Source organism: Rhizobium sp. PAMB 3174, assembly GCF_052908375.1.
This window is the reverse complement of sequence record NZ_CM128608.1, coordinates 2,162,768-2,176,173: the sequence shown is the minus strand read 5'-3', so window position 1 is coordinate 2,176,173 and position 13,406 is coordinate 2,162,768. Positions and strand designations below refer to the sequence as shown.

The 13,406-nt window shown below is 62.1% G+C and carries 17 protein-coding genes and 1 tRNA gene; 14 read left to right on the top strand and 4 right to left on the bottom strand.

What is annotated here, in order from left to right; translation table 11 throughout:
- The first annotated feature begins 3 nt into the window (after positions 1–3).
- Together ribD and ACU5AY_RS10390 are read left to right on the top strand one after the other, a co-directional pair.
- Complete coding sequence (gene ribD / locus ACU5AY_RS10395; RefSeq protein ID WP_446826147.1) at positions 4–1,095, top strand: bifunctional diaminohydroxyphosphoribosylaminopyrimidine deaminase/5-amino-6-(5-phosphoribosylamino)uracil reductase RibD; 1,092 nt, start codon at positions 4–6, stop codon at positions 1,093–1,095.
- Positions 1,096–1,701, top strand: a complete 606-nt coding sequence (locus ACU5AY_RS10390) for a riboflavin synthase (protein WP_446826146.1) — start codon at positions 1,096–1,098, stop codon at positions 1,699–1,701.
- A 99-nt stretch (positions 1,702–1,800) separates the two neighbouring features.
- On the opposite strand, the gene ACU5AY_RS10385 is transcribed toward ACU5AY_RS10390, so the two are convergent.
- Positions 1,801–2,160, bottom strand: coding sequence for a hypothetical protein (locus ACU5AY_RS10385; protein WP_446824643.1), 360 nt, complete (start codon positions 2,158–2,160; stop codon positions 1,801–1,803).
- A 190-nt stretch (positions 2,161–2,350) separates the two neighbouring features.
- Entirely contained in the window at positions 2,351–2,899 is a 549-nt protein-coding gene (locus ACU5AY_RS10380; RefSeq protein ID WP_446826145.1) for a GNAT family N-acetyltransferase, read from the bottom strand.
- A 195-nt stretch (positions 2,900–3,094) separates the two neighbouring features.
- On the opposite strand from ACU5AY_RS10380, the gene ACU5AY_RS10375 reads away from it, so the two are divergent.
- From ACU5AY_RS10375 to ACU5AY_RS10360, 4 genes are all read left to right on the top strand, one after another.
- On the top strand, positions 3,095–3,547 hold the full coding sequence (locus ACU5AY_RS10375) for a 6,7-dimethyl-8-ribityllumazine synthase (protein WP_446824641.1): 453 nt from the start codon (positions 3,095–3,097) through the stop codon (positions 3,545–3,547).
- 2 nt (positions 3,548–3,549) lie between these two features.
- Positions 3,550–4,029, top strand: coding sequence for a transcription antitermination factor NusB (nusB, locus tag ACU5AY_RS10370; RefSeq protein ID WP_446824640.1), 480 nt, complete (start codon positions 3,550–3,552; stop codon positions 4,027–4,029).
- Between the two features lie 35 nt (positions 4,030–4,064).
- Entirely contained in the window at positions 4,065–5,288 is a 1,224-nt protein-coding gene (locus ACU5AY_RS10365; protein WP_446826144.1) for an MFS transporter, read from the top strand.
- Positions 5,289–5,467: 179 nt separating this feature from the next.
- Positions 5,468–7,603 carry a sodium-translocating pyrophosphatase gene (locus ACU5AY_RS10360; RefSeq protein ID WP_446826143.1) on the top strand — a complete coding sequence of 712 codons (2,136 nt, stop codon included), beginning with the start codon at positions 5,468–5,470 and terminating at the stop codon, positions 7,601–7,603.
- 79 nt (positions 7,604–7,682) lie between these two features.
- Here ACU5AY_RS10360 and ACU5AY_RS10355 read toward each other — a convergent pair whose 3' ends face one another.
- Complete coding sequence (locus ACU5AY_RS10355) at positions 7,683–8,168, bottom strand: outer membrane protein assembly factor BamE (protein WP_446824637.1); 486 nt, start codon at positions 8,166–8,168, stop codon at positions 7,683–7,685.
- Between the two features lie 169 nt (positions 8,169–8,337).
- On the opposite strand from ACU5AY_RS10355, the gene ACU5AY_RS10350 reads away from it, so the two are divergent.
- The 8 genes from ACU5AY_RS10350 to ACU5AY_RS10315 all read left to right on the top strand — a co-directional run bounded on the left by ACU5AY_RS10350 (position 8,338) and on the right by ACU5AY_RS10315 (position 12,973).
- The gene (locus ACU5AY_RS10350; protein ID WP_446826142.1) at positions 8,338–8,472 is read left to right on the top strand and encodes a hypothetical protein; all 135 of its coding nucleotides are present in this window, start codon (positions 8,338–8,340) and stop codon (positions 8,470–8,472) included.
- Complete coding sequence (locus ACU5AY_RS10345) at positions 8,469–9,005, top strand: ubiquinol-cytochrome C chaperone family protein (protein ID WP_446824636.1); 537 nt, start codon at positions 8,469–8,471, stop codon at positions 9,003–9,005. Before ACU5AY_RS10350 ends, ACU5AY_RS10345 begins: the two co-directional genes overlap by 4 nt.
- A gap of 9 nt (positions 9,006–9,014) precedes the next feature.
- A complete protein-coding gene (locus tag ACU5AY_RS10340) occupies positions 9,015–9,572 on the top strand; it encodes a YceD family protein (RefSeq protein ID WP_446824635.1) in 558 nt (185 codons plus the stop codon).
- Between the two features lie 96 nt (positions 9,573–9,668).
- A complete protein-coding gene (gene plsX, locus ACU5AY_RS10335; protein ID WP_446824634.1) occupies positions 9,669–10,718 on the top strand; it encodes a phosphate acyltransferase PlsX in 1,050 nt (349 codons plus the stop codon).
- A gap of 19 nt (positions 10,719–10,737) precedes the next feature.
- Positions 10,738–11,709: a beta-ketoacyl-ACP synthase III gene (locus ACU5AY_RS10330; protein WP_446826141.1), complete on the top strand. Its 972-nt coding sequence runs from the start codon at positions 10,738–10,740 to the stop codon at positions 11,707–11,709.
- 119 nt (positions 11,710–11,828) lie between these two features.
- Positions 11,829–12,167, top strand: coding sequence for an integration host factor subunit alpha (locus ACU5AY_RS10325; RefSeq protein ID WP_446824632.1), 339 nt, complete (start codon positions 11,829–11,831; stop codon positions 12,165–12,167).
- 123 nt (positions 12,168–12,290) lie between these two features.
- Positions 12,291–12,815, top strand: a complete 525-nt coding sequence (locus ACU5AY_RS10320) for a MerR family transcriptional regulator (RefSeq protein ID WP_446824631.1) — start codon at positions 12,291–12,293, stop codon at positions 12,813–12,815.
- An 81-nt stretch (positions 12,816–12,896) separates the two neighbouring features.
- Positions 12,897–12,973: transfer RNA gene (locus tag ACU5AY_RS10315), tRNA-Pro, on the top strand.
- A 147-nt stretch (positions 12,974–13,120) separates the two neighbouring features.
- On the opposite strand, the gene ACU5AY_RS10310 is transcribed toward ACU5AY_RS10315, so the two are convergent.
- Complete coding sequence (locus tag ACU5AY_RS10310; protein WP_446824630.1) at positions 13,121–13,405, bottom strand: helix-turn-helix domain-containing protein; 285 nt, start codon at positions 13,403–13,405, stop codon at positions 13,121–13,123.
- Position 13,406 lies beyond the last annotated feature (1 nt).

Genomic DNA, 13,406 nt, shown 5'->3' with positions numbered 1-13,406 from the left:
GCCATGGGCTTTACGCCGGAAGACAGGCGGTTCATGGCCGCAGCCCTCAGCACCGGGCGCCGCCATCAGGGCCTGACCGGCTCGAACCCCTCCGTCGGCTGCATCATCGTCAAGGATGGCAGGGTCGTGGCCCGCGCGGTGACCGCACGCGGCGGCCGCCCGCATGCCGAGACGCAGGCCCTGGAACTGGCCGGAGAGGCCGCAAGGGGCGCCACCGCCTATGTCACGCTTGAACCCTGTTCCCACCACGGTCGGACGCCGCCCTGTGCCGATGCCCTCGTTGCCGCCGGCATCGTCCGCGTCGTCGTCGCGGTTCCAGATCCCGATGCGCGGGTATCGGGTCGCGGCTTGAAGCGGCTGGAAGAGGCCGGCATCAGGGTCGAAACGGGCCTGATGGAGCGTGAAGGGGCGCGGGATCTGTCCGGCTATCTTCTGCGGCAGACGAAGAAGCGGCCGCAAGTGATTCTGAAGATGGCGATTTCCGCCGATGGCAAGATCGGCCGGCTCGGCGCCGGGCAGGTGGCGATCACCGGTGTAGAGGCGCGTGCCGAGGTCCACCGACTGCGGGCGAAATGCGACGCCATCATGATTGGCATTGGCACTGCGCTTGCCGACGATCCGGAGCTGACCTGCCGCCTGCAGGGCTGGGAAGACCGCTCGCCGCAGCGCATCGTGCTGGATCGCCGGCTCGACCTGCCGCTTGGCTCGAAGCTTGTGCGGTCAGCAAAAGACGTTCCGGTCATCGCGGTTGCCGGCAGCGAGGATTTTCCCGAGTTCGAGACCCGCAAGGCGGCGCTGGTCGACGCCGGGGTCGAGGTCGTTTCCTGCGCCCCGGACGATCCGCTTGCGCTTCTGGAGGCGTTGGCCTCGCGCGGCATCTCTTCGATCATGCTCGAGGGCGGCGCGAGGACGGTTGAACGGTTTCTGTCCGCCGGTCTCATCGACTGCGCCATTCTCTATTCCGGGCCGGGGGAGATCGGGGAGGGCGGTATTGCCGCGCCGCTCGATCCATCCCATATGCCCGACGAATTCCGCCTCGTGCGGACGGGAAATATCGGTGCCGATCTGCGCCGCATTTTTGAAAGGGTCGCCTGAATGTTCACCGGAATTGTCACCGATGTCGGAACCGTCGTCTCCACGACCCCTATGAACGAAGGCGTGAAGCTGCGCATCGCCACCAATTACGATCCGAAGACTATCGAGATGGGCGCATCGATTGCCCATTCCGGCATATGCCTGACCGTGACCCGCCTGCCGGAAGAGGGGGCGAACGATCGCTGGTTCGAGGTCGAGGCCTGGGAGGAAGCGCTGCGGCTGACCACCATCGCTGGCTGGGGCGAGGGCACGAAGATCAATCTCGAACGCTCGCTCAAGATCGGCGATGAACTGGGCGGCCACATTGTCTCCGGTCACGTCGACGGACGGGCCGAAATCCTGTCGATCGAGCCGGAAGGCGACGCCGTCCGCTTCCGTTTGCGCGCGCCGCAGGAACTCGCCCGCTTCGTCGCACCCAAGGGTTCGATCGCACTGGACGGCACCTCGCTGACGGTCAACAAGGTCGACGGAACGGATTTCGACGTGCTTCTGATCCGCCACACGCTGGAGGTCACCACCTGGGGCGAGCGCCAGGCGGGCGACGAGGTGAATTTCGAAGTCGACACCATGGCCCGCTACGCGGCCCGGCTTGCGGAATTCAAGTAGACGCATCTTAAAAGCGAAGACCCCCGCATTCCAGGGAATGCAGGGGTCACCGAAAGGAACGCTTATGCGTTCATATGCACCCTCGGGTGCGGGGGCCAACTATCTGAGATAGAAGGTTACGGTGCCGTCGGCCGCTTTCAGGGCGCCGGCGATATCATCGATGTTGACGTTCTGGGCCTTGAGCGCATCGCTCAGCGTCCGGTTCTCTTCGATGGACTGCCGCAGCATGGCGACGTCAGCCGCGTGGGCCGAGGCGTTGTCGTCGAATGCCATCAGCGCCGGGTCGCCGTTGTCGAGCGAGCTGAGAGCAATCACGTCGAACTGGTTGGGGCCGAGCGTCTTGACGGTTGCGGTGATGCTGGACGGGCTTTCCGTCGCCATGCTGGCGGCGCTTGCAACGCCGGCCAGCGGCATTGCGGAAAGAAGAATGATGACGGGCATTTTGGCGAAACGGTTCATTGCAAGTCTCCTGTCAAATCCAGGCGGAACCGGGTTGGGTTGGTGGAAGTTCCGTCGTGTTACAGATCATGAAATGGAGCGGAAAAAGTCGACTTCAATGCCTCTAACGCACTGAAATGTATTAAATATTCTTCATGAATCACGTCATGGAAATGCCATTTTTTGGGAGGCCGCGCTTCTATGTAGCTCGCTAAGGCGTGCCCGCTTCGAGGTGCTGGGCTCCATGCTTTCGGAAGAGAGTGACGACGCTGTCCCGGTATTGCGTGTCACACTCCCTGCGAAAGCCGAGCTTTTCGGCAAGACGGATGGAGGCGAGGTTCTCGGGGGTGATTATGGCGGAAAAGTCATGCGTCGCCACGGCACCCTTTGCCCAGTGGAATGCCGTGCGCATGGCCTCTTCGCCATAGCCTTTTCCCTGGGCTGCCGACGATAGCAGCCAGCCGGCCTCCACTGTTCCCGAAAGAGACGGCTTCATGTCGCGGCGCATGTCGAGAAAGCCGGCCTCGCCGATGAGGCGACCCGTTTCCTTCTCCTCGATCGCCCAGAATCCGAACCCCAGATGATGCCAGTGGCCCGACACGCGCAGGAGCCGCGCCCAGCTCTCCTCCTCACTGGAGGGCTTGCCGGTGATGAAGCGAACGACGGCGGGATCGGTCCAAAGGGCGTGATAGATCTCGAAGTCCTCGCCGCGGTGCGGACGCAGGATAAGACGCGATGACTCAAGGGAAGGGACAGGCATGGCGATTATGGCTCCAAGGGTGCGGGGTTGGAGGCATTAGAGGTTGATTCCCGGCGGCAATCCAAGCCGTTTTCAAAGCGTGACAGCGCTGTCCGGCGGGGCAGACGAGAAAACACTTGCCAAGTGGCCGTCGGCGTGGTTTGACCGGCGCCTCACAGACAGCCGCCTGTTTTGCTCCAATTGCGAAGGTCCATCATGTCCGAACCCACGCCGCATCTCCTTATTGTCGAAGCGCGCTTTTACGACGACATGGCAAACGCCCTGCTCGACGGTGCCAAGACGGCGCTCGAAGAAGCCGGCGCCACCTACGACGTGGTGACCGTTCCCGGAGCCCTGGAAATTCCGGCGGCAATCGCCTTCGCGCTCGATGCAGCCGACAGCGGCGCTGTCGTGTATGATGGTTACGTGGCGCTCGGCATGGTCATCCGCGGCGAGACCTATCATTTCGACATCGTCGCAAGTGAATCGTCGCGCGCGCTGATGGACCTCGCCGTTTCGGAATCGCTTGCCATCGGCAACGGCATCCTGACGGTCGAGAATGAAGAACAGGCCTGGGCGCGTGCGCGTCGCAGCGATAAGGACAAAGGCGGGTTTGCTGCCCGCGCGGCGCTGGCGATGATCGCGCTGAAGGAAAAACTTGGTGCATAGGAATGCCGGAAGCTGAAAACGAAAGACCGGTCAAACCGGCAAACCAGCGCGGCGCGGCAAGGCTCGCGGCCGTGCAGGCGCTCTACCAGATGGATATCGGCGGGACCGGCGTTCTTGACGTGGTCAGCGAATACGAGACCTATCGGCTCGGCCAGGAGCTCGACGGCGAGACCTATCTGAAGGCGGATGCCGCCTGGTTCCGCTCGATCGTCTCCGGTGTCGTGCGCGACCAGCGCAAGCTCGATCCAATGATCCGCGCCTGCCTTCAGGAGGACTGGCCGTTGTCCCGACTGGACACGACGGTGCGCGCCATCCTGAGGGCCGGGGCCTTCGAACTGCTGGAGCGCAAGGACGTTCCCGTCGCGGTGATCGTCACGGAATATATGGAGATCGCCCAGGCGTTCTTCGAGGATGATGAACCCAAGCTGGTCAATGCGGTTCTCGACCGCTTTGCCAAGAAGGTCAGGGACGGCGGCCGATAAGCCGCATGCCGAGCGCTCCGGGAGAGCAAACGCGGATGAACATGGCGGCCACGCAGGGGATTGAAGAGCAACTGCGGGTGGCCAAGCGAAAGGTCGCGGCTCTCGCGGTGGCCCAGGCGATCCAGGGCTCAGTGGCTCCCGTCTCCATCTCGCTCGGCGGCCTTGCCGGCTACCAGCTTCTCGCCGACGACAAGTCCTTCGCGACCCTGCCGGTGACCGGCTTCAATCTCGGTACAGCCTGCGGCGCGGCGCTGATCGCCATTCTGTCGCGCGTGATCGGCCGCAAATACAGCTTCATGACCGGCGCCGTGCTCGGTGCCTGCGGCGGTACGCTGGCGGCGATCGCCCTGATGCGCGGCAGCTTCTGGCTGTTTGCCCTGGCTCTCATGCTGATCGGCATTGCCAGCGGCTTCAACCAGAAGATCCGTTTTGCCGCCGCCGATGTCTCGCCCTCCTTCTACAAACCGAAGGCGATCTCCTGGATCCTCGTTGGGGGCATCGTCTCCGCCGTGCTAGGCCCGCAGATTGCCATCTGGCTGAAGGATGCGATGCCGACGGTGCCGTTTGCCGGCGCCTACATGGCCCTGATCCCGCTCTGCGCCGTCGTCTTCGTGCTGTTCGCCTTCCTTAAGCTTCCCGACATGCGCAAGCACGAGGCCGGCACCGCAGCGCCGCGCCCGCTGGGAGAGATCGTCAGGACGCAACGTTTCGTCACCGGCATGGTCTGCGGCATCTCGACCTATGCGCTGATGACCTTCATGATGACCGGCGCGCCGCTCGCCATGGTCTATGGCTGCGGCATCTCTACCGAACTGTCGACACTTGGCATCCAGTGGCATGTGCTGGCGATGTTCGGCCCAAGCTTCTTCACCGGCATGCTCATTTCCCGCTACGGCGCCGAGCGGGTGGTGGCGATGGGCCTCGTGATCCTGATGGCCTGCGCGCTCGTTGCCCATGCGGGTATCGCGCTCTGGAACTTCTGGGGCGCGCTGATCCTGCTCGGGGTCGGCTGGAACTTCGGCTTCATCGGCGCGACCTCGATCGTCGCGTCCAGCTACCGGCCGGAAGAGGCCGACAAGGTGCAGGGCTTCCACGACATCGTCCTTTTCGGCTTCGTCGCCATGTCGTCCTTCCTGTCGGGCAAGGTCTATTTCGCCTTCGGCTGGTCGGTCATGACATTCGTCATCTGGCCGGTGACCGGTCTGTGCCTGATTCTGCTCGCTTTGCAGGTGCGCAAGGCCGCCAGACGCACTGCCTGACCCCTTTCCACAATATCTGAGTGCCGAATCGTCGCGTTCCCGTGGCGGGACTTGACGGCGTTTGCGGTGCAACGCAATCTCCCCTTGCGCGGCGGTTTTTCCCTGGGGAGTGGCAGGGTCGTCGTGCTTTGATCCGGGGCACGATCACTGTGGCGCCGGCTTTGGGAGGAAAATGCGATATGACAATTCTTATTGGCGTAATCGTGTGCGGGTTGCTTTCGGTGGTCTATGCCATCTGGGCAACGCAATCGGTGCTTGCTGCCGATCAGGGCAATGCCCGCATGCAGGAAATTGCGAGTTACATCCGGGAAGGGGCGCAGGCCTATCTCACCCGTCAGTACAAGACGATTGCCATCGTCGGCATCATCGTCTGCATTGCAGCCTGGTTTCTTCTGTCCGGTGAAGCGGCGATCGGTTTCCTGATCGGCGCCATCCTGTCCGGCGCCGCCGGCTTTATCGGCATGCACGTCTCGGTCCGCGCTAACGTCCGCACGGCGCAGGCGGCTTCCAACAGCCTTGCCGCCGGTCTCGACATCGCCTTCAAGTCCGGCGCGATCACCGGCATGCTGGTCGCCGGTCTCGCTCTGCTCGGTGTTTCGATCTATTTCCTGATCCTCACCTCGGTTCTTGGCCATGAGCCCGGCTCGCGCGACGTCATCGACGCGCTGGTGGCGCTTGGTTTCGGCGCCTCCCTCATTTCCATCTTCGCCCGTCTCGGCGGCGGCATCTTCACCAAGGGTGCGGACGTCGGCGGCGACCTCGTCGGCAAGGTCGAGGCCGGCATCCCGGAAGACGATCCGCGCAACCCGGCGACGATCGCCGACAATGTCGGCGACAATGTCGGCGATTGCGCCGGCATGGCTGCCGACCTGTTCGAGACCTATGCCGTGACGGTGGTCGCGACCATGGTTCTCGCCGCGATCTTTTTTGCTGGCACCGACGTGCTGAGCTCGGCGATGATCTATCCGCTGGCCATTTGCGGCACCTGCATTCTCACTTCGATCGCCGGCACCTTCTTCGTCAAGCTCGGCACCAACGGCTCGATCATGGGCGCGCTCTACAAAGGCCTGATCGTGACCGGCGCGCTGTCGATCATCGGTCTCGGCGCCGCGACGTCCCTGACGGTTGGCTGGGGTGACTTCTCCACCGGCGACGGCGTCGTCATTTCCGGGTTGAACCTCTTCCTGTGCGGACTTGTCGGTCTCGTCGTCACCGCCCTGATCGTGGTGATCACCGAGTACTACACCGGAACCAACAAGCGGCCGGTCAACTCCATCGCCCAGGCATCCGTCAGCGGTCATGGCACCAACGTCATCCAGGGCCTTGCCGTTTCGCTTGAATCGACGGCCCTGCCGGCGATCGTCATCGTCGGCGGCATCATCGCGACCTACCAGCTGGGCGGCCTTTTCGGTACCGGCATTGCGGTTACTGCCATGCTTGGTCTCGCCGGCATGATCGTCGCGCTCGATGCCTTCGGTCCGGTTACCGACAATGCCGGCGGTATCGCCGAAATGTCGGACCTGCCGCCGGATGTCCGCAAGGTGACCGACGCGCTCGACGCCGTCGGCAACACCACCAAGGCCGTCACCAAGGGCTACGCGATCGGTTCCGCCGGTCTTGGCGCTCTGGTGCTCTTCGCGGCCTACTCGAACGATCTCAGATACTTCGCGGCGCATGGCGATCAGTACCCGTACTTCGCCGACATGGGACCGGTCTCCTTCGACCTGTCGAACCCCTATGTCGTTGCCGGCCTGATATTCGGCGGTCTCATTCCCTACCTGTTTGGCGGTATTGCCATGACGGCGGTCGGGCGTGCGGCGGGATCCGTGGTCGAGGAAGTTCGCCGGCAGTTCCGCGAAAAGCCCGGTATCATGCAGGGCACGGAGAAGCCGGACTACGGCCGCGCCGTCGACATGCTGACCAAGGCCGCGATCCGCGAAATGATCGTGCCGTCGCTGCTGCCGGTGCTGGCACCGATCGTCGTCTACTTCGGTGTGCTGCTGATTTCCGGTTCAAAGGCGTCCGCCTTCGCGGCGCTCGGCGCATCGCTGCTCGGCGTCATCGTCAACGGCCTGTTCGTGGCGATCTCGATGACCTCCGGTGGCGGCGCATGGGACAACGCGAAGAAGTCCTTCGAGGACGGGTTCGTCGACAAGGACGGTGTGCGACACGTCAAGGGATCCGACGCCCACAAGGCCTCGGTCACCGGCGATACGGTGGGAGATCCCTACAAGGATACCGCCGGTCCCGCCGTCAATCCGGCGATCAAGATCACCAACATCGTGGCTCTGCTGCTCCTGGCGATCCTGGCATAAGGCCGGCTGACCCGACCAAAAAAGAGAAAGGCCGCGGATCCGATCCGCGGCCTTTCTGCATTCATGATACCTGGCGGTCTTACTTGCCGCCGAAGATGTTGCGCGCAGCCGCGGCGCCGGTGCCCTTTGCACCGCCGGACAGCAGTTGCTGCAGGAAGGTAAGGTCCTTGCCGCCGGTCGGCGTCGTGCGGGAAATCATGTCGAATACCTTGCCGTCCTGCAGGGTGTAGTTCGCCTTGCGCTCGACGGTGCCGTCCTTGCCGAAATAGATCGCGAGAATGGTCTGGCTGATAAGCTTCTGCTTCATGAAGGCCACGCTGCGTTCGCGCTTCTGGGAAATGTAATAGAACACTTCCGTATCGAAGGTCGCGGTGGTCGAGGGCGTTCCGAGCGCCAGCAGAACCTGCTCGCGGCTGGACCCCACGGGAACCAGCGCCAGCGATTGTTCATCGACGACATAGCCCTGGTAGAAGACTTCGCTCGTCGACTCGCAGCCGGCAAGTCCCGTGCTCGTCACGGCAAGTGCCAGCGTGGCGGCCAGGTAGATGCGTTTCTTGTCAGACATGAAAGACCATTGCCTCAACGATGTTCCCCCTCGGTTTTCCCTCAAGGCTCATAAGCTCGAGGTTACTTGCTGCGCACATGATTGTGGCCTTTCCGGGGAGACCGGACCGAACAGCGATGCCTCAAGCTGGGTTCTACCAGCCGCGGACCCTTCGCGGGGAAGGTCTCCGGTGGCATTCGCCGAATTCAGGCACAATGGCATTGCAATTCGCGACTGCTTCGGTAAACCAGCTTGCTCAATCATGCAACATGGGCATCCGGCCTTTGCGGTCGTTTGCCTGGTGCTTGCCGGGAAAATTGAATGATTTTCAGTCTGTTTCGCAACAGGAAGACCAACAAGGCGATTTTGGAGCGGCAGTATGCAGCGTTGACCGCGACGGCGCGCATACCATATTTCTACTCCGATCTCGGTGTCCCGGACACGGTGATGGGCCGTTTCGAAATGCTGAGTATTGTCCTGATTCTGTTCTTCCGGCGCACCGCCACTGCGCTGACGAGCGGGCAGGAACTGGCCCAGGCCGTCGTGGATGCCTTCTTCGAGGACGTCGATCATTCGATTCGGGAACTCGGTGTTGGCGATACCGGCGTGCCGAAGCGGATGAAGAAGTTTGCCGGCATGTTTTACGGCCGGCTGGAAAGCTATGCGGCAGCGCTCGAGGCAAAGGATGTCGAGACGTTGTCGTCGGCGCTGAAGCGCAACATTCATCCGGGCAGGGAGGACGCGCCCGCGATGACCGGACTTGCCGAATGGATGATCGAGGCCGAGAAGGACCTTGCTGCCGTTTCGGAAGACATGATTGCCACGGGGTCGGTTGTCCTGCCGGCGCCCGGGCAATAGGAAAAGACCATGCAGCACAGTGATGACGAGATTCCCTTCTCCTACCGGCTCAAGGTGGGCCACATTTCCGCCAACCCGGTCGAGGTGAAGCTGGCAGCCGATGCCGAGGAACGCAAGGCGCTTGCCGATTTCTGGAACGTCCGCTCGGTGGAAGCCCTGAGCGCACAGTTGACCGTATCGCGGTGGAAGAAGGATGGCGTCCGGGTGAAGGGCGCGGTGCATGCGGAACTGACGCAGTCCTGCGTCGTCACGCTGGAGCCCGTTGCCAGCATTATCGATGACCACTTCGAACAGATTTTCGTGCCGGAAGGCTCGAAGCTCGCCCGCATCATGACCGACGACAGTGGCGAGATGGTTCTCGATCCGGAAGGTCCCGATCTGCCGGAGGCGTTTTCGGGCGATGAAATCGACGCCGGCCAGGTCGTTTGCGAGTGTGTTGCGCTCGCGATCGATCCCTATCCCCGCAAGGATGGTGTTGCCTTTGACGCCCATATCGAGGATGACGGCCAGGACGCCAAGAAACAGTCGCCCTTTGCTGTGCTGAAAGACTGGAAAAAGGACAGCTAGTCCGGACGCACTTCACAATCAGGTTGTATGCGTTGGTAAAACCGTTATTTTGGCCGAACTTTCGCTTCGACGCGGAACAACAAGGATCAGGGACGCGTGATCAGAATATCTCTTGATGTCATGGGTGGTGACTTCGGCCCTGAGGTCGTTATCCCCGGAGCGGCCATCGCGCAGGAACGTCATCCCGAAGTGACATTCATTCTTTACGGAATCGAAAGTCAGTGCCGGCCGATTCTGGACAAGTATCCGAAACTGAAAGAGCGCTCCGTTTTCCACGATTGCGAAGTCGCCGTTGGCATGGACGAGAAGCCGAGCCAGGCGCTGCGCCGTGGCCGCTACGTCTCCAGCATGTGGCGGGCGATCGAGGCTGTAAAGGCGGATGAGGCCGATGTGGCCGTCTCCGCCGGCAACACCGGCGCGCTGATGGCGATGGCCAAGTTCTGCCTGCGGACAATGGCCAATGTCGAGCGTCCGGCAATCGCCGGCATCTGGCCGACGAGCCGGGGGGAAAGCATTGTTCTCGACATCGGCGCGACGATCGGCGCCGACGCGCAGCAATTGCTTGATTTCGCCCTGATGGGCGGCGCCATGGCGCGTGCACTCTTCGAACTGAAGCGGCCGACCGTCGGCCTGCTCAATGTCGGCGTCGAGGAGGTCAAGGGGCTCGAAGAGGTCAAGGAAGCAGCAAGGCTGCTGCGCGACGCTGATCTCGATACCATCCGCTATGCCGGCTTCGTCGAAGGCGACGATATCGGCAAGGGTACGGTCGACGTGGTGGTCACCGAGGGCTTTACCGGCAACATCGCGCTGAAGGCCGCCGAAGGCACCGCCCGTCAAATCTCCGAACTGCTGCGCGGCGCGCTCTCGCGCACCTGGATGTCGCGGCTTGGTTACCTGCTGGCCAAGAGCGCCTTCAACGTGCTGCGCGAAAAGATGGATCCCCGCAAGGTCAATGGCGGCGTGTTCCTCGGCCTCAACGGCATCGTCATCAAGAGCCATGGCGGCACCGATGCCGAAGGCTTCGCCGCGGCGGTCGACGTCGGCTACAACATGGTCCGCAACAATCTCACCGAAAAAATAGAAAAAGATCTGAAGATCTATCATACCAAGCATCCTGTCGTACCTGCCGGAACGGATGTGGCATGAAATTCGAGGTAAACTGACTATGATCCGTTCCGTAGTGCGTGGCTTCGGCGCCTGTCTGCCGAAACGAGTTGTGACCAACAAGGATCTCGAAGAGCAGGTTGCGACCTCCGACGAATGGATCGTGCAGCGGACCGGTATCCGCCAGCGCTACATTGCCGGCGATGACGAGACGACGGCGTCGCTGGGCGAGGGGGCTGCGCGCGAGGCGCTTGCGAGCGCCGGTCTTTCGGTCGACGACATCGACATGATCATCGTCGCCACCTCGACCCCGGACAACACCTTTCCAGCCGTGGCCGTCAACATCCAGAACCGCCTCGGCATGCATCACGGCTTCGCCTTCGACGTTCAGGCCGTCTGTTCCGGCTTCGTCTTCGCGATGACCACCGCCGACAATTACATTCGTACGGGCATGGTCCGGCGCGTGCTGGTCATCGGAGCGGAGACCTTCTCGCGCATTCTCGACTGGAGCGACCGCACGACCTGCGTGCTGTTCGGCGATGGCGCCGGCGCAGTCGTGCTGGAGGCGCTGGAGGGCAACGGCACGTCAGACGACCGTGGCATCCTCTCGGCAAGCCTGCGCTCCGACGGCGCGCACCAGGACAAGCTCTACGTCGACGGCGGGCCGTCGACGACCGGAACGATCGGCCACCTGCGCATGCAGGGCCGGGAAGTCTTCAAGCATGCCGTCGGCATGATCACGGATGTCATCATCGACGCCTTCGACCGGGCCGGCCTCACGGCCGCCGATCTCGATTGGCTGGTGCCGCATCAGGCAAATCGCCGCATCATCGAAGGCTCGGCCAAGAAGCTCGATATCCCGATGGAGAAGGTGGTGATCACCGTCGACCTGCACGGCAACACGTCGGCGGCCTCGATTCCGCTGGCTCTGGCGCATGCGGCGGCGGATGGACGGATCAAGCAGGGCGACCTCGTCATGCTGGAAGCCATGGGGGGCGGATTCACCTGGGGGGCGATCCTGTTGCGCTGGTAGCGCGGCTGCGGCGCTTAAACGCTGAAAATTCATATGACACAGGTGCTTGACCACCCGCGTTAACGACAATAGTCTCTCCGTTATTTTTTGATCAAGAGATAAATACAGGGCGGAAAATCATGACCGGCAAGACTGTGACGCGCGCTGATCTAGCTGAATCGGTTTTCAGAAAAGTCGGCCTGTCGCGAACCGAGTCCGCGGAGCTGGTGGAGACCGTCATTGACGAGATTTGCCATGCTATTGTCCGCGGCGAGACGGTGAAGCTCTCTTCCTTTGCGACCTTCCAGGTGCGCAACAAGAAGGAGCGCATCGGCCGCAACCCGAAGACGGGGGAGGAGGTTCCGATTTCCCCCCGCCGGGTCATGACCTTCAAGGCGTCGAACGTGCTGAAGCAGCGGGTGCTGAAGTCGCATTTGGCGCGCAAGGCGAAGAAAAAGCCGGTCAGCCCGGACATCTGATCCCCTTCATGTCACAATTTGATGGCTTGTGCTGTCATTGCACTTGAACTGATGTGCTCAAGTGCGTTGAATCCTTGTGCGATTCGCAGTGATTTGGTTTGACAGGACCGCGGGAGAGGAATTGTGGACAAGAGCCCCGATGCATTTCGCACCATCAGCGAAGTGGCCGACGATCTCGATCTTCCGCAGCACGTGCTGCGTTTCTGGGAGACGCGGTTTCCGCAGATCAAGCCGATGAAACGTGGCGGCGGCCGGCGCTACTATCGGCCGGACGACGTCGATCTCCTGAAGGGGATCCGCCATCTGCTCTACGAGCACGGCTACACGATCAAGGGCGTGCAGAAGCTCCTGAAGACCAACGGCAACAAGTTCGTGATCGCGGTCGCCAACGGCGAAGCGGCGCTGACCGAGGTCATTGCCGCCGCAGCCGAGGAGCCGGCACCGAAGCCGGCGCATGTCAGCCTTGACGACGACCAGCTGGTGGGTCGGCCGAAGCCGACGCGCCGGCTGTTCGGCTTTGGCGGTGGCGACAATGCGTCCACGGACGACCTGCGCGCCGGCGGGGTCGGCAAGGAGGACCGCGTTCTGCTGCAGGAAACCCTCTACGATCTCCTGGAGTGCAAGCGCCTGCTCGATCAGGTGCGCTGAGAATTTTCTCTTGGGCGCCGGCAATTTGCCCTTGCGTCGAAAACGGCGAAAGACTAAGGAGTGCATGCCTTTATGGCTGGTCGGGGCGTAGCGCAGCCCGGTAGCGCACTTGACTGGGGGTCAAGGGGTCGTGGGTTCGAATCCCGCCGCCCCGACCATTTTAAAATCACCTGCCCCCCTCAGAGGTGATTGAATTTCCTTCTATTTATCTTGGATGGCGGCGAGCTCGGAATGTCCGGTACGCGGCGACAAACCGCCGTCATGCGCGGGCGGTCCTCATGTCATCCTGTATGAGGGGTGAAGTGTCAGCCGTCGTTGGCCGAGTTGAGATTTTCCGGACGGATGCCGTCGTCCTGCGCGTTCAGCGACTTGAGGCGGACACCGGGTCCGCCGTCATCGCCCGACAGGAAGACGATCCCCCTCGATTCCAGGGCGCGACCAAGACACTGGAAAAGGCCGTCGTCATAATTCGCAGTCTCGCTCTCTATGGCCCGTATCGTGGCCACCTCGACACCCGAGAGGGCGGCGAGATCGTCTTCGGATAGCGCTAGCATGGCGCGGGCGGCACGGAGTTGAGAGGGCATGATCATG